Origin of the sequence: Flavobacterium sp. (genome assembly GCF_043760115.1) — a bacterium.
Classification (GTDB): Bacteria; Bacteroidota; Bacteroidia; order Flavobacteriales; family Flavobacteriaceae; genus Flavobacterium.
This window is the reverse complement of the sequence record NZ_JAYUPK010000141.1, coordinates 40,230-59,575: the sequence shown is the minus strand read 5'-3', so window position 1 is coordinate 59,575 and position 19,346 is coordinate 40,230. Positions and strand designations below refer to the sequence as shown.

21 protein-coding genes and 1 riboswitch are annotated in these 19,346 nt (G+C 27.9%); of the genes, 9 read left to right on the top strand and 12 right to left on the bottom strand.

Translation table 11 applies throughout. The features are described 5' to 3' along the window. Positions 1-85: 85 nt before the first annotated feature. From ACH2BC_RS12210 to ahcY, 4 genes are all read right to left on the bottom strand, one after another. Positions 86-1,420, bottom strand: coding sequence for a sigma-54-dependent transcriptional regulator (locus ACH2BC_RS12210; protein WP_395054283.1), 1,335 nt, complete (start codon positions 1,418-1,420; stop codon positions 86-88). Positions 1,421-1,539: 119 nt separating this feature from the next. Further along, positions 1,540-1,878: a hypothetical protein gene (locus tag ACH2BC_RS12205; protein ID WP_395054282.1), complete on the bottom strand. Its 339-nt coding sequence runs from the start codon at positions 1,876-1,878 to the stop codon at positions 1,540-1,542. 252 nt (positions 1,879-2,130) lie between these two features. Beyond that, positions 2,131-2,505 (bottom strand): hypothetical protein, encoded by a 375-nt coding sequence (locus tag ACH2BC_RS12200; protein ID WP_395054281.1) that lies wholly within the window; start codon positions 2,503-2,505, stop codon positions 2,131-2,133. A gap of 225 nt (positions 2,506-2,730) precedes the next feature. Then, entirely contained in the window at positions 2,731-4,047 is a 1,317-nt protein-coding gene (ahcY, locus tag ACH2BC_RS12195; RefSeq protein WP_395054280.1) for an adenosylhomocysteinase, read from the bottom strand. A gap of 318 nt (positions 4,048-4,365) precedes the next feature. On the opposite strand from ahcY, the gene ACH2BC_RS12190 reads away from it, so the two are divergent. The 6 genes from ACH2BC_RS12190 (at position 4,366) to ACH2BC_RS12165 (ending at position 11,863) form a co-directional block, all read left to right on the top strand. After that, a complete protein-coding gene (locus tag ACH2BC_RS12190; RefSeq protein WP_395054279.1) occupies positions 4,366-5,001 on the top strand; it encodes a 4'-phosphopantetheinyl transferase family protein in 636 nt (211 codons plus the stop codon). A gap of 191 nt (positions 5,002-5,192) precedes the next feature. Next, entirely contained in the window at positions 5,193-5,909 is a 717-nt protein-coding gene (locus ACH2BC_RS12185; protein WP_395054278.1) for a geranylgeranylglyceryl/heptaprenylglyceryl phosphate synthase, read from the top strand. Between the two features lie 243 nt (positions 5,910-6,152). After that, positions 6,153-6,770 (top strand): nicotinamide riboside transporter PnuC, encoded by a 618-nt coding sequence (gene pnuC / locus ACH2BC_RS12180; protein WP_395054277.1) that lies wholly within the window; start codon positions 6,153-6,155, stop codon positions 6,768-6,770. Beyond that, the gene (locus ACH2BC_RS12175) at positions 6,734-8,851 is read left to right on the top strand and encodes a DUF4301 family protein (RefSeq protein WP_395054276.1); all 2,118 of its coding nucleotides are present in this window, start codon (positions 6,734-6,736) and stop codon (positions 8,849-8,851) included. Before pnuC ends, ACH2BC_RS12175 begins: the two co-directional genes overlap by 37 nt. Before the next feature lie 119 nt (positions 8,852-8,970). Continuing rightward, positions 8,971-9,372, top strand: a complete 402-nt coding sequence (gene arfB / locus ACH2BC_RS12170) for an alternative ribosome rescue aminoacyl-tRNA hydrolase ArfB (RefSeq protein ID WP_395054275.1) — start codon at positions 8,971-8,973, stop codon at positions 9,370-9,372. Between the two features lie 126 nt (positions 9,373-9,498). Continuing rightward, a riboswitch (TPP riboswitch) is annotated at positions 9,499-9,602 on the top strand. A 98-nt stretch (positions 9,603-9,700) separates the two neighbouring features. Beyond that, positions 9,701-11,863, top strand: a complete 2,163-nt coding sequence (locus tag ACH2BC_RS12165; protein ID WP_395054274.1) for a TonB-dependent receptor — start codon at positions 9,701-9,703, stop codon at positions 11,861-11,863. 52 nt (positions 11,864-11,915) lie between these two features. Here the strand turns inward: ACH2BC_RS12165 and ACH2BC_RS12160 are convergent, their stop codons facing one another. Then, positions 11,916-12,338, bottom strand: coding sequence for a Rieske (2Fe-2S) protein (locus ACH2BC_RS12160; protein ID WP_395054273.1), 423 nt, complete (start codon positions 12,336-12,338; stop codon positions 11,916-11,918). A gap of 411 nt (positions 12,339-12,749) precedes the next feature. Between ACH2BC_RS12160 and greA the strand changes: the two genes are divergently transcribed. The 3 genes from greA to ACH2BC_RS12145 are packed head-to-tail and all read left to right on the top strand — an operon-like array spanning position 12,750 to position 14,824. Beyond that, the gene (gene greA, locus ACH2BC_RS12155; protein ID WP_395054272.1) at positions 12,750-13,226 is read left to right on the top strand and encodes a transcription elongation factor GreA; all 477 of its coding nucleotides are present in this window, start codon (positions 12,750-12,752) and stop codon (positions 13,224-13,226) included. A 10-nt stretch (positions 13,227-13,236) separates the two neighbouring features. Continuing rightward, complete coding sequence (locus ACH2BC_RS12150; RefSeq protein WP_395054271.1) at positions 13,237-13,626, top strand: HIT family protein; 390 nt, start codon at positions 13,237-13,239, stop codon at positions 13,624-13,626. Between the two features lie 55 nt (positions 13,627-13,681). Beyond that, positions 13,682-14,824: a transglutaminase domain-containing protein gene (locus tag ACH2BC_RS12145; RefSeq protein WP_395054270.1), complete on the top strand. Its 1,143-nt coding sequence runs from the start codon at positions 13,682-13,684 to the stop codon at positions 14,822-14,824. A gap of 1 nt (position 14,825) precedes the next feature. Here ACH2BC_RS12145 and ACH2BC_RS12140 read toward each other — a convergent pair whose 3' ends face one another. The 7 genes from ACH2BC_RS12140 to ACH2BC_RS12110 all read right to left on the bottom strand — a co-directional run bounded on the left by ACH2BC_RS12140 (position 14,826) and on the right by ACH2BC_RS12110 (position 19,213). Next, positions 14,826-15,986 (bottom strand): sensor histidine kinase, encoded by a 1,161-nt coding sequence (locus ACH2BC_RS12140; protein ID WP_395054269.1) that lies wholly within the window; start codon positions 15,984-15,986, stop codon positions 14,826-14,828. A gap of 43 nt (positions 15,987-16,029) precedes the next feature. Then, positions 16,030-16,497 carry a hypothetical protein gene (locus tag ACH2BC_RS12135; protein ID WP_395054268.1) on the bottom strand — a complete coding sequence of 156 codons (468 nt, stop codon included), beginning with the start codon at positions 16,495-16,497 and terminating at the stop codon, positions 16,030-16,032. 5 nt (positions 16,498-16,502) lie between these two features. Then, positions 16,503-16,640 (bottom strand): hypothetical protein, encoded by a 138-nt coding sequence (locus tag ACH2BC_RS12130; protein ID WP_395054267.1) that lies wholly within the window; start codon positions 16,638-16,640, stop codon positions 16,503-16,505. A gap of 107 nt (positions 16,641-16,747) precedes the next feature. Further along, a complete protein-coding gene (locus ACH2BC_RS12125; RefSeq protein ID WP_395054266.1) occupies positions 16,748-16,966 on the bottom strand; it encodes a hypothetical protein in 219 nt (72 codons plus the stop codon). Positions 16,967-17,177: 211 nt separating this feature from the next. Further along, positions 17,178-17,606 (bottom strand): hypothetical protein, encoded by a 429-nt coding sequence (locus tag ACH2BC_RS12120; protein ID WP_395054265.1) that lies wholly within the window; start codon positions 17,604-17,606, stop codon positions 17,178-17,180. Between the two features lie 199 nt (positions 17,607-17,805). Continuing rightward, complete coding sequence (locus ACH2BC_RS12115; protein ID WP_395054264.1) at positions 17,806-18,318, bottom strand: hypothetical protein; 513 nt, start codon at positions 18,316-18,318, stop codon at positions 17,806-17,808. A 25-nt stretch (positions 18,319-18,343) separates the two neighbouring features. Next, complete coding sequence (locus ACH2BC_RS12110; protein ID WP_395054263.1) at positions 18,344-19,213, bottom strand: DUF4339 domain-containing protein; 870 nt, start codon at positions 19,211-19,213, stop codon at positions 18,344-18,346. Positions 19,214-19,346 lie beyond the last annotated feature (133 nt).

Below are 19,346 nucleotides of genomic sequence, written 5' to 3'. Positions count from 1 at the left end.
TCGACAAACTCAATACATTTTAATTTTTTTAAATTATAAATAAGAAAATAAAAGCAGCTTTTAATGAATTGAGTAAAGAGATTTCTTAATCAATATTATACAATTTCAGTTTGTTATAAAGTGTTTTTCTATTGATATTTAGTAACTTTGCCGTTTCCGATTTGTTGTTTCCAGTTTTAGACAAAGCATTAATAATCAAATTCTTTTCGTTATCAGAAACAGAAAAATTATCTTCATTTTTTGCACTTTTAATTTCAAATAAATCGTTTGGCAAAACTGCTTTTTCTATAAAATCTCCTTTGGTTAAAAGTGTTGCTCGTTTAATGCAATTTTGCATTTCACGTAAATTTCCAGGCCAAGAATAACTTTGAAATAATTGAATAACTTCAGACGAAAATCCAATTACATTTCGGTTTAATTGCTTGTTGGCTTTCTCTAAAAAGAAATCGGCAAACAATAAAATGTCTTCGCCTCTATTTCTTAAAGCTGGCGATTCTATAGAAAATTCGTTAATTCTGTGGTATAGATCTTCTCTAAAATTACCATTTTTTACTGCATCTTTTAAGTCTTCATTGGTTGCAGATAAAACTCTAACATCAACATTTATTTCTTTGGTACTTCCAACAGGTTTAATTTTTCGTTCTTGCAAAGCGCGCAACAACTGAATTTGATTGTCATAGGATAAATTCCCAATTTCATCTAGAAAAATAGTTCCTCCATTTGCCGCTTCAAAATAACCAATTTTATCTGAAATTGCTCCAGTAAACGAACCTTTTACGTGTCCAAAAAATTCACTTGCAGCCAAATCTTTCGGAATTGTACCACAATCTACAGCTATAAAAACTTCGTTTTTTCTATCGCTATTACTATGAATATTTTTAGCAATAACTTCTTTTCCTGTGCCACTTTCTCCAATTATTAAAACCGAAATGTCTGTTGGACTTACAAGTTGAATGTACTCCGATAATTTTTTAGAAACAGAAGAAATTCCAATTAAAAATTCTGATTTTTCCACTTTTTCATTATTAGATTTTTGTGAAACAACAGAATTAATATTTTTAGAATTATGCAAAGCGTTTTCTATAACAAGAAGTACTTCTTCTGGATTAAATGGTTTAGAAATATAATCTGAAGCACCATTTTTCATGGCTTTTACAGCAGTATTTACATCCGAATATCCAGTCATTAAAATAACTGGAACTGCTGGAAATTTCTTTTTAAATTGTTGCATTAATTCAATTCCGTCATACTTTGGAAGTCGTAAATCGGTAATAATTAAATCAAAAGTAGCTGTTTCAATTTTAGACAAACTTTCTTCAGCAGAATAGGCAGTTGTTATTTCGTATGATTTTCTAGCAAGAAACTTTGCAAGCATATCACAAAAAGAAACATCATCTTCAACTATAAGAATTCTTGTCATTAAATTTTAACTTTATCAGCTAAAATAAAACTTATAAATTTAGATTGTCTTAATATTATGCAAAAAAAAGAGATTGCAATTGCAAACTCTTTTTGAAGACTAAAAAATTTTAACCCTAATTATTTTTTAATCCAATTTCCTTTTTCATCTGCAAACAGGTTACCTTTTTTCTCATTTAAAGTAACATCAAGTTTGTATTCTTTTGCTTCATTAACATAAGCTTTGTCCAACGTTGCTGTAGGATAAACTTTTGTTAAAGCAGCTTTTACTGCTTCTGGAACTTCGTCTAAAGTAACTTCAGTATAACTTTGTTTTTTAGTTTCTGTTACTGGTTTAGCAGTTTCTGTTACTGCTTTTGTAGCTTCTGTTGTTGGTTTAGCAGTTTTAGATGGCGTTTCTTGTGCAAATGCTGTTAAACTTCCTAAAACTAATGCTGCTGATAAAATTAACTTTTTCATAATATTGTAATTAATGTGTTTATAAATTTGTTTTACACATTAACCTTTGTAATAATTGTACCAAAAAAAATAAATGTTACAATTTTAAACAATCGCTTGATAATTAGCGTTTTAAATATTAATAAATTTTATTTTATTTTTTAAATATGTATAAAATAATTCTCATTGTGTATATATTTTACTCAAACCTATTTTTTTTAAATAAAAAAAGCTTGCAAATAAATACAAGCTTTAAAAATGATTTGAAATTTTTTAATTAAAATGATTTGAAATAAAAGTTATCAAATTCTCATCACTCATTTTATTAGAAGTGTCATCTGTTGAAATTGCATTTTTGTATTGTGCAGTTTCTGCCAAAAAGTTTCTAAATTGTTCTTGTATTTGACCTGTACCTGTTATATGAATTTCATCAACGTTTGGCATTATGCTCGCAATTTCTTTAAAAAATTTATGAGTTAAAGAAATCTCTTGATTATTCTGAGCATTCTCACTTGAGTTTTTTTCGGCACCATTATTTTTAACATGACCTAAAACTATAAATGTTTCTCCTTCCTCATCTCTTCCAACTATAGTTGCATTTTGAGAATCCATCCAAACACCGAATTGTTTTTTGTTTTTATTTGACATTTTATTAATTTTTAAATTTGAAATAAATAGAACAGTAAATATCAACCATTTCTATCAATTTAAATTACACAATTCACACAAATAATTATATAATAATTGGTTTAAAATCATAAATTAATTTTTATCAATCTAAAAGAAATTTAAAAATAAAAAACCTCAATTTCCAAAAAGAAATTGAGGTTTAAATCTAAAATCATAAATCGCTAATCAGCAATCTACAATCATTTAGTATCTGTAATATTCTGGTTTAAATGGACCTTCAACTTTCACACCAATATAATCAGCTTGATCTGTTCTTAAAGTTTCTAGCTCAACACCTAATTTTTCTAAGTGTAACATTGCTACTTTTTCATCTAAATGTTTTGGTAACATATAAACGTCGTTTCCGTAAGCAGCACTATTTTTCCATAACTCAATTTGAGCTAAAGTTTGGTTTGTAAATGAATTACTCATTACAAAACTTGGATGTCCAGTTGCACAACCTAAGTTTACCAATCTTCCTTCTGCTAAAACAAGAATATCAACACCATCAATTGTATATTTATCAACCTGTGGTTTAATTTCAACTTTAGTATTACCATAGTTTTTATTTAACCAACCCATGTCAATTTCATTGTCAAAATGTCCAATATTACAAACAATAGTTTTGTCTTTCATAGCACGAAAATCTCTTTCCAATACAATATCTTTATTTCCTGTAGTAGTAATTACAATGTCTGCTGTAGCAATTACAGTCGATAATTTTTTAACTTCAAATCCGTCCATTGCAGCTTGCAAAGCACAAATTGGATCAATTTCTGTAACAGTTACAATAGATCCAGCACCTTTAAACGAAGCAGCAGTACCTTTTCCAACATCACCATAACCACATACAACTACTCTTTTTCCAGCTAACATAATATCTGTTGCTCTTCTTACTGCGTCAACAGCACTTTCTTTACAACCATATTTATTATCAAATTTCGATTTTGTAACACTGTCATTAACATTTATTGCAGGCATTGGTAACGTTCCAGCTTTCACTCTTTCATATAATCTGTGAACTCCAGTTGTAGTTTCTTCACTCAAACCTTTAATTCCAGCAACAAGTTCTGGAAATCTGTCAATAACCATATTAGTTAAATCTCCACCATCATCAAGAATCATATTCAATGGTTTTTTATCTTCGCCAAAAAATAAAGTCTGCTCAATACACCAATCAAAATCTTCTTCGTTCAATCCTTTCCAAGCATAAACCTGAATTCCAGCAGCAGCAATTGCAGCAGCAGCTTGATCTTGAGTAGAAAAAATGTTACAAGAACTCCAAGTAACTTCTGCACCAAGAGCAATTAACGTTTCAATTAAAACCGCTGTTTGAATTGTCATGTGTAAACATCCAGCAATTCTTGCTCCAGCAAGAGGTTGTTCGTTTTTATACTCAGCTCTAAGCGCCATTAATCCTGGCATTTCAGCTTCTGCCAATTCAATTTCTTTTCTTCCCCAAGCTGCAAGCGAAATATCTTTCACTTTAAAACCTATAAACGGTAAAGTTTGTGTACTCATGTATGTAAAAATTTGTGTTTATTAAATAATTTTTGCAAATTTACAACATAGGATTTGTTTTTAATAATTTATTTTCAAAATTATGAAATGTTTACATCCTTAAGCACTTGAAAAACAATAAAATGAAGATGTCATTGCGAGTTTGCGTGGCAATCTGAAGCTATTTCCAGCCATACGTTCCAAGTTTTTTTGTAAATTACTTTTTTTCTAAGCCCAAAAAAGAGCTTCTTTGGTCGCTTTTTTTCGCCAAGAAAAAATAGTAATTTCCTTCAAAAAGCTTTCCACTACTGTCTGGGCTAGTTAAAACCGCACTACCAAATGCCATTATATAAAACAATACAACATTCTAAAAATACCAAAATATTAATCTGGAAAATCACCGAAAGTTTTCAAGAGTTAAACTCGCAAGTAGTTTTAGAACCAAGTAATATAATAAGGTTAAACGAAATGAAATCCGAAATGCATCAACGTGCTTTTCTTTCAGTTCGTAAATTATTGCAAGAAATAAACCACACCGATGCCGATTTATTTTACGATGAATTCGGAAAACCACATTTAAAATCCATTAAAAAACCAACAGAGTTTTCAGAAATTTCTATAACTCACTCACACCAATTCTCAGCAATAATAATAAGTAATAAAAAAGTAGGAATAGATATAGAATTACAAAGAGAAAAAATCATCAAAATTGCCAATAAATTTTCCATTGAACATATTGATAAAAAAGTAAAACAAAATTACATTAAAAAATTAACCGTAATTTGGGGTGCAAAAGAAGCTATTTTCAAAATCAAAAATGAAAAAGGAATAAGTTTTAAAGACCACATTCAAGTACAACCATTTGAAATTGAAGACAATAAAACAACTGCAATCTTAAACTTAAATTCCAAACTAGAAAATTTTAAAATACATTTTCAAGAATTCGAAAATTATACGTTAGTTTACGCTTATTAAAATTTTAGAGAAATTAAATTCTAACAATCTAAATGCTTACAAAATAATACAATCAGTGAAAATCTGTTTAATCCGTAAAATCAGTGGCAAAAAAAATAAAAAACTTTAAAATTATGATTTCTTTATTTTCTTAAATCTGAGTTCTATAATCAATAAAAACTTTCCGCCATAGCATCTTCGTGGCAAAAAAAATGAAAAACATCTACCAAGAAATACTAAACTCAAAAAAAGCAAACAAAAAACTGTTAGCCATACTTTTAGATCCAGATAAATTACATCTAGAAAGCATTTCGATATTAACTGAAAAAATTAATCAATCGCCAGCAACACATATTTTTATTGGCGGAAGTTCCTTCAACGGAAATCATTTAGACGAATTAATTACCAATTTAAAATCTAAAATAAATTTACCTTTTGTATTATTTCCAGGAAATCCATCACAAATTTCCAACAAAGCCGACGGAATTTTATTCTTAACCTTACTTTCAGGCAGAAATCCAGATTATTTAATAGAACATCAGGTAAATGCTGTTCCAATACTTAATAAAACCAATCTTGAAATAATTTCTACAGGATATATTTTAATAGAAAGTGGTAACGAAACTGCGGTAGAAAGAGTTAGCAAAACCAAACCATTAGACAGAAATAATCACGAATATGCGTTACAAACCGCACAAGCAGGAGAATTTATAGGCAACAAATTAATTTATCTAGAAGCTGGAAGCGGAGCTAAATTATCAGTTCCAAATGAAATGATTACATTAGTTTCGCAAAATATTAATGTTCCATTACTAGTTGGCGGTGGAATTACTTCGCAACAACAAATTCAAGATTGCTATAATTCTGGAGCAGATTTAGTAGTAATTGGAACCGCATTTGAAAATGATATTAATTTTTTCAAATCTTAAATAAATATCATAACAGGTTTTTTTAATCTGTTAGGTATAAAAATAATGAATCAAAATTTTAAAATCTTAATTCAATTTCCTAACAGATATTTTTTAACCTGTTAGGTATAAAATAATAATACTATTTTTTTTTTAAAATGTAATTTTGTCACACTGAGCGCAGTCGAAGTGCTTAGTTTAATCTTAAATAAATATCCTAACAGGTTTTTTTTAACCTGTTAGGTATAAAAATAAAAAGAATCAATGTTAGAATTTTTAATTTCACAATATAAAAACGCCTCAACAACACAAATTCTTCTAGAATTTACAGCTTTCGTATTCGGAATAGTAAGCGTTTTTTGTGCCAAAAAAGAAAATATTTGGGTTTATCCAACAGGATTAATTTCTACAGTAATCACGGTTTATTTATTATATCAAGCTCAGTATTTTGGAGATATGACCATGAATTTTTATTATTCAGTAATGAGTATTTATGGTTGGTTCAAATGGACAAATTACAAAAATGAACCCAATTTAAAAATTTCAAAAACAACCTCTAAAGAAAAATTAATTGGAGTTGGTTTGTTTTTTTTAACAATGGTAGTAACTTATTTAGTTTATGTTTTTTTTAATTATAAACTTGAAATTCCCAATTATATTGATATTTTTACCTCAGGCATATTTTTTACAGCAATGTGGTATATGGCATTGAAAAAAATAGAAAATTGGACTTTGTGGATAATTGGAGACATAATTGCTGTTCCATTATTTGCATATAGAGGTTTAGGAATGTTATCTTTGCAGTATCTAATATTTACAATTTTAGCTGTTTTAGCTTATTTAGAATGGAAGAAAATCTTAAACAGTTACAATCAGAAGTAATCAAGATTGCCTTGTATGGTCCAGAATCTACTGGAAAAACTACATTGGCACATCAACTCGCAGACGAATTCAATACAATTTGGATTCCAGAATTTGCACGCGAATATTTACAAGATTTGTGGGATAACGAAAAGCAAATTTGTCGTTATGAAGATTTACTTCCAATAGCAATTGGTCAAACAAAATTAGAAAACGAAGCACTTGATTCTGCCAACAACTATCTTTTTTGTGATACCAATTTAATGGTAACTAAAGTATTTTCTGAAATTTATTACAATAAATGTGATCCAACTTTAGACAAAGCAGCTCGCAAACATAAATACGATTTATTTTTCTTAACAGACATTGATGTTCCTTGGGAAAAAGACGATTTACGTGACAAGCCAGAAGATAGGGAAAAGACAATTGCAACATTTGAAAATGCTTTAATTGAAAATAAAAAACCTTACATAAAACTTACTGGAAGTATAAAAGAACGTTTTGAAACCGCAAAAAAAATTGTTCACGATTTAACTAAAGCCAAAGAATTAGGATTAAATTCTATAGATTTTGTTGAAATTTATAATCGAAATATAAATCTTGAAACACTAGAAAATCAATTTCTAATTTTAAAAAACGGAATTCCAAAGATAAATCTAGAAAGACCAGCTATAATTAACGATGGAATAGTTGCTATATCTGAAGATGAAGCAAAATATTATTCTAATTATTTTGAACAGAAAAGCAAAAACTTAAAACTCAAAAAATTTGTTCCTGCATCTGGTGCCGCAAGTAGAATGTTTAAATTTTTATCAGAATTTTTAAATGATTATAAACTTGGTGAAGAATCTATAAACGCTTATATCAACAGAAAAAAAGATAAAAATTTACCAGTTTTTTTAGTTGCTAAAGAAAAGTTTCCTTTTTATAAAGAAGTTTTAAAAATCACTAAAAATTCGCTTCCAGATTATGATAATTGGAATATTGACACCAAAGATTACGGATTTATAAAAACACTTTTGTCAAGCAAATATTTCGATTTTGCAAATAAACCAAAAGGAGTTTTGCCATTTCATAAATATAAAAATCACATTGCAACTGCCATTGAGGAGCATTTAAACGAATGTGTTTTTTACGCTACTTCCAATAATAAATCGCATTTACATTTTACGGTTTCTCAAGAACATCAACACAATTTTGAAGCAATTATTGAAACCATAAAACCTAAATTTGAACAAGAAAACAATAGTTCAATTCACGTAAAATATTCCTATCAAGATAAAGCTTCAGATGTTGTTGCGGTAGATTTAGTAAACAATCCGTTTCGCGATCAAAATAATAATTTAGTATTTCGTCCTGGTGGTCATGGCGCATTAATTGAAAATTTAAATCAGTTAAATGCCGATATTATTTTTATTAAAAATATTGATAATGTAATTCAAAATCATATCGAAACCATTGCATTGTATAAAAAAGCATTGGGCGGAATTTTAGTAAAAACACAAGAAATAATTTTTAATTATTTAAGAATTCTAGAAAGCAAGTCTGTTTCCAATGAATTAATTTCAGAAATAGTAGCTTTTTTATCATCTAATTTATGCGTTTCTGTAATTGAAGATTTTTCTAAATATACCAAAGATAGTAAGATTGATTATTTATTTACCATTTTAAACAGACCAATTCGCGTTTGTGGAATGGTAAAAAACGAAGGCGAACCTGGTGGTGGACCATTTTGGGTTTTAACTAAAAAAGGAACTATTTTTCTTCAAATAGTTGAAACTTCTCAAATTGATACTTCAGATTCTAATCAAATAAAAATTCTAGAATCGGCGACACATTTTAATCCTGTAGATTTAGTTTGCGGAATTAAAAATTATCAAGGTCAAAAATTTGATTTAACTAAATTTGTAAATAAAAATACAGGATTTATAGTTGACAAAAATAAAAACGGAAAACCATTAAAAGCTTATGAATTACCAGGTTTGTGGAATGGTGCAATGGCAAAATGGCTAACAATTTTTGTAGAAGTTCCACTAATAACATTCAATCCTGTAAAAACAGTAAACGATTTATTAAAACCAGCACATCAATCGCCAGATTAAAAATGCAATGACAGTTACAATATCAAAAAAAAAGTGTAAAAGTTATTTTTTTTAAAAAAGTTTTTTCTAATAAAATCATAAAAGTTAAATTAGCGGATACTGAAATAAATTCAGCATAAATGGATAAAGAAAAAATCATAACAGAGTTAAACTATAAAGCAGTAAGAAGTTCTGGTGCTGGTGGACAAAACGTAAATAAAGTTTCGTCTAAAGTAGTTTTGACTTTTGATTTATTAAATTCATTTTCACTTTCTGATGAAGAAAAAGAACGCTCACAAAAAAAGCTAAAATCAAAATTAACATTAGAAGGAATTTTAATTTTAAATTGTGATGAAGACAGAAGCCAACTTAAAAATAAATCTATTGTAACCAAACGTTTTCTAGAAATTATAGAAAAATCTTTACTAATTCCAAAACCTAGAAAAGCCACAAAAATTCCAAAATCTGTAATCGAAAAACGATTAAAAGAAAAAGCTACAACAGCAGAAATTAAACAAAATAGAAAAAAACCTGAGTTGTAGTTTGCATATTCAGATAAGTTTAATTTTAATTTGTCATCCCGAGCGCAGTCGAGGGAATTTTACAAATAATTTTATTGATTTTTGAAATTGCCATTGAAATTGAAATTGATTTACCTATCTTTGCCTCGTCTCAAAAAGGGGTGCAATTATCTAAAAAAGATAAAAGCTGAGATTATACCCAATGAACCTGAGCAGGTAATGCTGCTAAGGGAAAAATGACACAATTATTTATAGATTTTATGCTATAATAATGTCATAGGAAACAACTAATTAATTTTTTAATCCAAAAGAATAATTACCTCTTTTTATTCGTAACTTTTATTTACGAATGGAATTTTTATTTAAAAACAGTTGCCACAAAGGCGCAAAGGCGCAAAGTCATTTTTTTATTCTATTTTTTCTTTTTTCTTTTTTATCTTTTTCTCAAGAAACTACCAACGACACTTTAAAACAGAATCAACTCGATGAAGTTTTAATTTCGGCAATTCGAGTTACTTCTAAAACACCTGTAAGTTTTAGTAACTTGTCTAAAGAAAATATTAAACCTAGAAATCTTGGACAAGATATTCCAATTTTAATGAATTTTTTACCATCGGTTGTTACAACTTCCGATGCTGGAAATGGCGTTGGATATACTGGAATTCGTGTTCGTGGAAGCGATGCAACTCGTGTAAACGTTACTATCAACGGAATTCCATACAATGATTCTGAAAGTCATGGTACGTTTTGGGTAAACATGCCAGATTTTGCATCTTCATTGGAAAGTATTCAATTACAACGTGGTGTTGGAACATCTACAAATGGTTCTGGAGCTTTTGGCGCAAGCTTAAATATGCTAACCGATTCGTATTCTAAACAAAGTTCTGGAGAAATTTCAAATTCTGGTGGAAGTTTTAATACTAGAAAAAGCACCGTAAAATTTGGTACAGGATTAATGAATTCTGAAAAAAATTCAGAACAAGGTTTTGAAATTGCCGGAAGATTATCTCAAATAAAATCTGATGGATATATTGAAAGAGGATTTTCTGATTTAAAATCTTATTTTTTACAAGGAACTTATGTTGCAAAAACCACTTTAATCAAAGCTTTAGCATTTGGTGGAACCGAAAAAACGTATCAATCTTGGAACGGAATTGATGGCGAAACGTTACAAAATGATAGAACTTTTAATTCGGCAGGAATTTTTACAGACGAATTTGGGAATACCAGATTTTACGATAATGAAACCGATAATTACCAACAAAATCATTATCAATTGCATTGGAATGAAAAAATTAATTCTAACTGGAATTCCAATTTAGCTTTTCATTACACTAAAGGAAAAGGAAATTATGAAAATTATAAAGAAGATGCAAATGCAGCAGATTATGGTTTAAAAACCGATTTGACTCAAGTTGTTTTAACAACAGATTTAATTCGTCAAAAGTGGTTGGATAATAATTTTTATGGACTTACTTACTCTGGAAATTATAAATCAAAAAAAGTAGATTTTATTTTTGGTGGAAGTTATAATGAGTACAAAGGAAAGCATTTTGGTAAAGTAATTTGGGCACGAAATTTTGGAAATGGTGAACTTGGCGACAACTATTATGATGATTATGGAAATAAATCTGATGGAACAATTTATGCAAAAGCAATTTATAATTTAACAGAAAAATTGAGTTTTTATGCCGATTTACAATACCGAACTGTAAATTACAAAGCCAATGGAGTTCAAGCGAATTTGGTGAATAATACCTTTAATTTTTTCAACCCAAAAGCTGGTTTGAATTATGATTTTAATAAAAAAAACACCTTTTATTTTTCTTATGCCAAAGCCAATCGTGAACCAAACAGAACCGATTATGAAAGTGGAAATACAAAATCAGAAAAATTAAACGATTATGAATTGGGTTGGAGATTTGCATCTGAAAAAGTAAAATTAAATTCTAACATTTACTATATGAAGTACAAAAATCAATTAATTCTTACCGGAAATCTTGATGATGTTGGAAATCCTATTAGATCAAATAGTGAAAAAAGTTATCGATTAGGACTTGAAGTTGATGCAACAATTGCAATTTCTAAAAAATTTATAATTCGACCAAACATCACAATTAGCGAAAATAAAAATGAAGATTTAAATGTTGCTGGAACTAATTTTGGCAACAAACAAATTGCTTATTCGCCAAGTGTTGTTGCAGGAAATAGTTTAGTTTTTAAACCTTTAGAAAATTTTCAAGTTTCTTTATTATCAAAATTTGTTAGCAAACAGTATCTTAATAACATTGAACTTAAAGAAGCAAAATTGAATGATTATTTTGTAAATGACTTGAATATTTCTTACGAAATCAAACCTAAATCTGTTTTTAAATCTATAGTAATAACTGGATTAGTAAATAATATTTTAGATAAAAAATATGTTTCTAATGGATATATGTATGCTATTTATCCGTATTATTATCCGCAAGCTGGAACAAATTTTTTGGTTGGAATTTCATTAAATTTTTAAAGAAATATAAAATATAAATAGCCAAATTATTGATTTAATTTGGCTTTAATAATTAATTATAAACTCGTATAACAGTTCCAATAACTTCTGTTCGATACTGTTTTAAAGGATATTGTTTTCCTGCAGCAAGTCCGGTAAATAAATTATAACTAGCACTATCACAAGTACATACTGCGTTAATTCCGCTAACTTCTAAAGTAGAACAACTTGTTAAATCTTGATTTGGGCAACCACCATCAAATGCCAAAAAACTACTTCCTGTATTAAAAACAATTACACCTCTTGATGGACCATTTGGCGGATAAATTTTAATTGAATTACTGGCAAATGTAACTTGATTGTAGGTTGGCAAATTGGTATTTACTTCCATAGAAAAATTATAATTTGGCAAAAACGGATTTTCGTTAGAAACTCTATCTTTATTACAATTGATAAATAAAGCTGAAATTATAAAAAGCAAAAGATATTTTTTCATTTTAAAAATAGTTGATAAAGTTTAGATATTAAAAATTTAATTTGTTAACTTTGTGTATAATTAATAAGCAAAAATAAGTATTTAAAAAACAATATTATATCTTTGAAAAAAGAAATCCCATGCTGTTGGGATTTTTTCTATTTTATGATAACGACTAATTGATTAAAAAAATATAAAAAAACAAAACAATAACTTCAATTTAACATTGAAGTCGTTTAAACTTTTTTGATTGAAGTGAAAAATTAAGGTTTTTGTTTCAGATTTTGTACTTTTTTTATTGCAAAGCATCGCTACGGAATTAAAAAAAATATGAAATATTAGGCAAAAAGATAATTTTGCAACCAATTGAAAAAAGTTTAAACCACTTCATTATTTAAAATGTAAATTGTAGCAAATAAACGAAATGAAATTATGAGTAATGTATCTTATTACACGGCAGAAGGACTAAAAAAATTAAAAGAAGAACTTGATCATTTAAAAAGTGTGATGCGACCAAAAGCATCGGCAGATATTGCAGAAGCAAGAGATAAAGGAGATTTATCTGAAAATGCAGAATATGACGCAGCCAAAGAAGCACAAGGAATGCTAGAAATGCGAATTGCAAAGCTAGAAGAAGTGCATTCTAACGCTAGATTAATTGACGAAAGTCATTTAGACGTTACTAAAGTACTGGTTTTATCTAATGTAAAAATAAAAAATCAAGCCAACGGAATGGAACTAAAATATACTTTGGTTGCAGAAAGTGAAGCCGATTTAAAAACAGGAAAAATATCAGTAACTTCTCCTATAGGAAAAGGATTGTTAGGGAAATCTGTTGGAGAATTTGCAGAAATTACAGTTCCAAATGGTGCGTTGAAATTTGAAATTCTAGAAATTTCACGCGATTAAATAAAAAAATATGTCAACACTATTCACAAAAATTATTAACGGCGAAATTCCATGTTATAAAATTGCCGAAACTGATAAATTTTTAGCATTTTTAGATGTAAATCCGAATGCAAAAGGACATACTTTGTGTATACCAAAAGTAGCAGTTGATAAAATTTTTGATTTGGATGATGCTACTTTTTCAGAACTGATGTTGTTTTCTAAAAAAGTAGCTTCAATTCTAGAAAAAGCGGTTTCTTGCAAGCGAATTGGAATGGCAGTTATTGGTCTTGAAGTTCCGCATGCGCATGTTCATTTAATTCCTTTAAATACTATGGACGAAATGCGTTTTGTAAATAAAGTAAGCATGTCGCCAAATGATCTTGAAGATTTAGCATTGGCAATTCGATTGAATTTTTAAATTACTTTACGGAATAATTATTGCTTATGTTTCTATGCAACTTTAAAAAACGCAAATGAAATCGGTTTTTGTATTCTTTTTATTTTCAAATTTATTTTTTGGTCAAATTTCCAATCCATATACTACAATTGATAGCGTAATGGATAAAATTCCAGTAGAATCTTCTAAATCTACTACTCAAATTGCAAAATATATAAGCGATAATTTTAAAACCGATAACGACAAAGTACGAGCCGCTTTTTATTGGACAGCAGCAACAATTACTTACGATATAGAAAATATGTTTGCCATAAATTTTAATGAAACCAAAGAAGAAAAAATCAATAAAACCTTAAAATCTAAAAAAGGAATTTGTATTAATTATGCCGAGATTTTTAATGAAATTACCAATAAAGTTGGAGTAAAATCAGTGGTGATTGAAGGTTACACTAAGCAAAATGGCAAAGCAGATTATGTTGCTCATGCTTGGTGTGGCGTTAAACTTGACGATGATTGGTTTGTATTTGATCCTACTTGGGCTTCTGGATATGTTAATCAGAATAAGCAATTTATAAAAAAAATTAATACTATTTATTACAAAGCTGATCCGGTTAAAATAATTGTTTCGCACATGCCTTTTGACTATTTATGGCAGTTTTTGGGTTTTCCTATAAATAATGAGCAATTTTTATCTGGCAAAATTAAAACAGATAAATCCAAACCAGCATTTGATTATTACAATGAAATTGAACGCTATGAAAATCTTTCTTATGCAGAAAAATTAAAAACAAGTGCAGAAAGAATAGAATTAGGTGGAGTTAAAAACGCATTAGTTTTTGATAGATTGGCAAATAAAAAAGCTGAAATTGAAAATTTAAACAACAATAAAAATGCAGAAAATTTTAATAAAATTGCTGCCGATTTTAATGAAGCCATCAACTTGTACAATAATTTTATAAATTATAGAAATGTACAATTTAAACCTACATTTCAAGACGCTACAATTAAAGAAATGATTGAAACGCCAAGAGATAAACTAGTTAAATGTAAAGAGGCAATTTATGCTTTAAAAAATATTGATAATGCTAATTTACAATTGGTTAACGGATTAAAAAAATCTATAAATCAATCGTTGCAAGATGCAGAAGAACAATTAAAATTTGTAAATCTATACATTTCTAAAAATAAAAGCGACAGAAAAATACTATTTAGAAAATAAATTATTTCAATTTTAGGTCTTTTTTAAAACTCATTTGAATTGTAGTTCCTTTACCAATTTCAGAGTTTAAAACTTTCACTTTTCCTTTATGGTATTCTTCTACAATACGCTTTGTTAAGGACAAACCTAAACCCCAACCACGTTTTTTAGTTGTAAAACCAGGTTCAAAAACTTGGCGAAATTGATTTTTTGGAATTCCTTTTCCAGAATCAATAACATTTATTTTTACAAAATTTCCTTCGGCATCAATTACAATTTTCAAATTTCCTTTTCCTTTCATAGCATCAATAGAATTTTTCATTAAATTTTCTATTGTCCAACTGTGAAGTGCTGGATTTATGTCAATAAAAACCGATTTTTTTGGTGCTTTAAAAGTAAAAATAACTTGTTTAGAAAATCTCGATTTTAAATAATCAAACGATGCTCTTGTTTCTTCAATAATATCTTTAGATTCTAGAACTGGTTCCGATCCTATTTTAGAAAATCTATCGGTAATGGTTTGTAATCTATTAATGTCTTTTTCTATTTCTGTAATGGTGGTTTCGTCTACATTATCGGCTTTCATAATTTCTAACCAACCAATTAATGACGAAAGTGGCGTACCTATTTGATGCGCAGTTTCCTTGGCCATTCCTGCCCAAAGCTTGTTTTGGGTTGCCATTTTTGTACTTCTGTAAAAGTTGTAAACAACAATTGCAAAAAGCACAATTATAAGTAAAAGCGCAATTGGATAGTATTTTAATTTGTTTATTAAAGACGAATTTCCGTAATAGATGTATTGAAATTTACCTTTGTCGTATTCTATTTTTATGGGTTCATTTTCTTTTTTTAATTGTTGCCAAAAAGCATTAAGTTTTACAGAATCTTTTGCAATGTTATCATCAATATTTCTATCGTTAATTATAGCATTATTCTCAGTTATAATTAACGGAATTGTAGTATTGCTTTGTAAAATTTCTAGGTTTAAATCAACATTATCATTTTCTAAATCGGCTTTTAAAAATGATTTTTGTGCCGATGCTAATACTTGCATTTTTAGGCGTTCTTCGCTTTTAAAAATTTGAAAAAAAGTATAAGTATTCCACAATATAAGTGAAACTATAAAGAATGATGCTATAATTATTATCCAACGTGTTTGGGTTCTTTTATCGGAAAATTGCATTTACAAATTTTTTTTAAAAGTAATGAAAAAATTAGAGAGCTAATTATTTATTATATTTTTCTATTTCAACTTTTATCTTTTGTACTTTTTCTGCGTTTATTGTTTTAGAAATTAACGAAGTGTAATGATTTCCATTAATTGTATCGTTAATAATAATGTCTTGTAAATAAAAATCATCTGATTTTTGCTTATTGAACATCATCAAAAATAAGTAAAACCTATATTCTTGATTAGTATATTTTTTGGTTCGAGTTGTTCTTATTTTTATTGGTGCAGTGTCACAATAATAGTAAATTATTACATTGTTTTGTTCTAAATAAAGTAAAACAATTTTAATAAAATTATTTAAAGTTTTTAATGAATTAATTTCAGGAGCAGATGACATTAATGTAATTGACACATCAACTAGTGGAATACCATAATTTAATTGATTGATTGGAAATTCTCTAAAACTCACAAGGTATTGATATCCTTCTTCAGTTTCAAAAGGAATTTCTAATTCTAAACTCAAAATAATTATTTAGTTTTAGGAAAATAAAAGTCTTTATTAGTAATTAGCTTTGCTTTATGTTCTTCTTTTTCTGCACGAAGTTTCATAAAGAATTGAAGTAATTCTTTAGTAGCGTTTTCTATATGTAGTGTTTGTGCTTTCATATTCTAGTTTTGCAAAGATAATAATTAATTTAACAAGTGTTGCAAATTCTATTCAATATCGTAATTTCGCTTATTTTGTTATTGTATTATAATCTTTGAATTTGCGTTTACAGATTTTTACCTGAAATTATATTTCCGTTTTTAAAATCATCAAAAGATTTGTCGATGTCATTTTTAAACTCTTCAATGCTAATTGGTTTTAACTCTTTACTAATTAATTCAGCTTTTTGTTTGTGAAGTAATTTTTCAAGATCAATAACAATATCTTCATTTTGCAGTCTAACAAATTCTTGTATAAAAGTTAATTTGCGAGTTTCTAGATTCATCTTTTTTATTTTAAACAAATATAATAATTTTTATTTTGCTGTTGAATTAATTTTGAAATTGTAAACTTCTTTATTATTTTAATTGCTGTGAGGTCAGAAATTATCGCAGCGCAATACCGAGTTCGACAAACCTCTCAGAGCCAGTTTTTTTTTATAAAGCAGTTTTAAACTAAATAAAACTGCTTTAGTAAAATAATTTACATCTTATTGATTAAGGTAAAATGAACGCATTATTATAATCATCATGAGTTATTTTAAATTCAAAACTATTGTTACCTATGCCAATATAACCAATTTGTCCTAAAAAGTTTCTACCATTACTTAGACATAAAGTAGTATCACTATTTTCTATATTGTTACATCGATATCCTTTGTTATTTGGAAATCGTAACTCTGCAATAGCCAAACCACAAGAATAACTATTTACAGGACTATCAAATGCTTTTGAGCAAATTATTGTAGCGTTATTTGGTAAAATATTTTGATTAAATATTTCATTTGAACCACTAGTTATTTTTAAAATAAAAGATTGATTAGTTTCATTTTTTACTATCATCTTATATTCTATTAAATCTCTTTCATTTCTATCGGTACAAGAGAACATACCGAATAATAAAAATATGGTTACTAACTTTTTCATTGCTTTAAATTGTTTTTTTACAGTTGCATAATCGAAAATATTATACTAAAAAATGTCCAGTTATTTATATAAAAAACTGGACAAAAAATAATTTATTTGGAATGTATAGCAATAAATATTTTACTTTTCATTTTATGTTTAGGTAAACTTTCGCAGAAAAATACCGAGATCGACAAACCTCGCAGAGTTGATAAAATATTTATTCTTCTGTTCCGTCACCATCGACATCGCCTTGATAATATTGGTCAATATATTCCAATTGATTATTTACTAATTGTTCAAGTCCATTTTCATAACTTTCATATTCTGTAAATTCTGTTTCATTATCTTCTTCTCCATCATTATTATGGTCTTCACTTCCAGATGAAAACTCATAATTGCCATCTTGATCTGTATCTTGACCGTTTATTGTAATTACTTCTACATCATCTCTTTCTCCTTCGCTTTCGTCAAGAACTTTTATATCCTTTTCTGTGAATAAATCTTTAACAAAGTTTATTGCTCTTTCCTTAATTTCACCAATTATTATCGGCGCAATCCATTTTAGTACAATTCCAACTAGTGGAAATAAAACCCCATTTTTTTGTTTATAAAGTTTGCCATTAATTATTATTATTGAACTTTCCTTTGGATGTTCAACTTTTACTGGGTTTGAGTAAACATTTGAAATTGTAAAACTGCAAATTAAAAGTAATGTGATAATTTTTTTCATTTTTATTTAGATTTAGTATTGGTTTTTATTTGTAAAAGTAAGGATCAGCTTCATTTCCACTATTGCTTGGATAATAGAAATGCAGCTTTTTTGAATATACTTCAGAAAATTGGTAGTCAACATTTAAACCTCTTTCACTATCTGGAGCTCGGAGAGTTTCTTGAGTATTTGGTTGAATATTTGCAAATTGTAATTCTTCAGTTTTAAAATATTCACCATTTTCTTGTATGTAACCAACTTGCACATTTGCATTATTAATAACATAATCCGTATTATTTGTAAATGTTATTTCAAGATTGTAAATACCACCAAGCTCACTATATTCAAACTGATTTCTTGAAAGTGTTAAGTATTTTTGAAAATTATTTCTGTAATTCATATTTTTTTGAGTTAATGCAGAATTTGCATTTTCTTTTTCATATGCTGCTGAAATAACTTCATAATTTGCATCTGCTGATTCAGCGGCAGAAGCTTCAGGATTTTCAGATGTTGAATAATCATCATTAGAGTTACTACTAGCCATAAATAATAGTAATGCTCCAAATAAAAGAACTCCAATTATAATCAAATTCCTTTTGATATTACTTTTCGGAACCGATTTAATTTCATTTGTATTTGATTGTTGACTATCTACAATTTTTTTAATTGGTTCTTCTTGGTTTTTAAAAATTGGTGGCTGGTTAGAAATATTTGTTTGACTTGGGATTTCATATTTAGGCGGAACAGTATTACTTGGAAGTATAGATTTTAAATCTTCTACTTTTTCAGCAGTTGTCCAATTTTCTATTCCTTCATACCAAATTGGAGTATCTTTTTTTATATTAATTTGTTTTAATTGTTCAATGTCTAATGGACCTTGTTGATTTTGTCCATTCATAATGTAGAATTTTTTCATTTATTATTATTTTTAAATTATGTTTCTTTTTACTCGGATATTTCTCGCGACGATTGCTTGCCACTAATCTCTCGTGACTTGGCGTCAGTTGGGGATTAGGTTAGTCAAATGTATCGATTAAATACCGAAATCA

Bases quoted from the DNA above. Each gene is read 5' to 3' on its own strand.
- ACH2BC_RS12210 (WP_395054283.1), bottom strand. From the start codon at position 1,420: ATGACAAGAATTCTTATAGTTGAAGATGATGTTTCTTTTTGTGATATG.
- ACH2BC_RS12205 (WP_395054282.1), bottom strand. From the start codon at position 1,878: ATGAAAAAGTTAATTTTATCAGCAGCATTAGTTTTAGGAAGTTTAACA.
- ACH2BC_RS12200 (WP_395054281.1), bottom strand. From the start codon at position 2,505: ATGTCAAATAAAAACAAAAAACAATTCGGTGTTTGGATGGATTCTCAA.
- ahcY (WP_395054280.1), bottom strand. From the start codon at position 4,047: ATGAGTACACAAACTTTACCGTTTATAGGTTTTAAAGTGAAAGATATT.
- ACH2BC_RS12190 (WP_395054279.1), top strand. From the start codon at position 4,366: ATGCCATTATATAAAACAATACAACATTCTAAAAATACCAAAATATTA.
- ACH2BC_RS12185 (WP_395054278.1), top strand. From the start codon at position 5,193: ATGAAAAACATCTACCAAGAAATACTAAACTCAAAAAAAGCAAACAAA.
- pnuC (WP_395054277.1), top strand. From the start codon at position 6,153: ATGTTAGAATTTTTAATTTCACAATATAAAAACGCCTCAACAACACAA.
- ACH2BC_RS12175 (WP_395054276.1), top strand. From the start codon at position 6,734: ATGGAAGAAAATCTTAAACAGTTACAATCAGAAGTAATCAAGATTGCC.
- arfB (WP_395054275.1), top strand. From the start codon at position 8,971: ATGGATAAAGAAAAAATCATAACAGAGTTAAACTATAAAGCAGTAAGA.
- ACH2BC_RS12165 (WP_395054274.1), top strand. From the start codon at position 9,701: ATGGAATTTTTATTTAAAAACAGTTGCCACAAAGGCGCAAAGGCGCAA.
- ACH2BC_RS12160 (WP_395054273.1), bottom strand. From the start codon at position 12,338: ATGAAAAAATATCTTTTGCTTTTTATAATTTCAGCTTTATTTATCAAT.
- greA (WP_395054272.1), top strand. From the start codon at position 12,750: ATGAGTAATGTATCTTATTACACGGCAGAAGGACTAAAAAAATTAAAA.
- ACH2BC_RS12150 (WP_395054271.1), top strand. From the start codon at position 13,237: ATGTCAACACTATTCACAAAAATTATTAACGGCGAAATTCCATGTTAT.
- ACH2BC_RS12145 (WP_395054270.1), top strand. From the start codon at position 13,682: ATGAAATCGGTTTTTGTATTCTTTTTATTTTCAAATTTATTTTTTGGT.
- ACH2BC_RS12140 (WP_395054269.1), bottom strand. From the start codon at position 15,986: ATGCAATTTTCCGATAAAAGAACCCAAACACGTTGGATAATAATTATA.
- ACH2BC_RS12130 (WP_395054267.1), bottom strand. From the start codon at position 16,640: ATGAAAGCACAAACACTACATATAGAAAACGCTACTAAAGAATTACTT.
- ACH2BC_RS12125 (WP_395054266.1), bottom strand. From the start codon at position 16,966: ATGAATCTAGAAACTCGCAAATTAACTTTTATACAAGAATTTGTTAGA.
- ACH2BC_RS12120 (WP_395054265.1), bottom strand. From the start codon at position 17,606: ATGAAAAAGTTAGTAACCATATTTTTATTATTCGGTATGTTCTCTTGT.
- ACH2BC_RS12115 (WP_395054264.1), bottom strand. From the start codon at position 18,318: ATGAAAAAAATTATCACATTACTTTTAATTTGCAGTTTTACAATTTCA.
- ACH2BC_RS12110 (WP_395054263.1), bottom strand. From the start codon at position 19,213: ATGAAAAAATTCTACATTATGAATGGACAAAATCAACAAGGTCCATTA.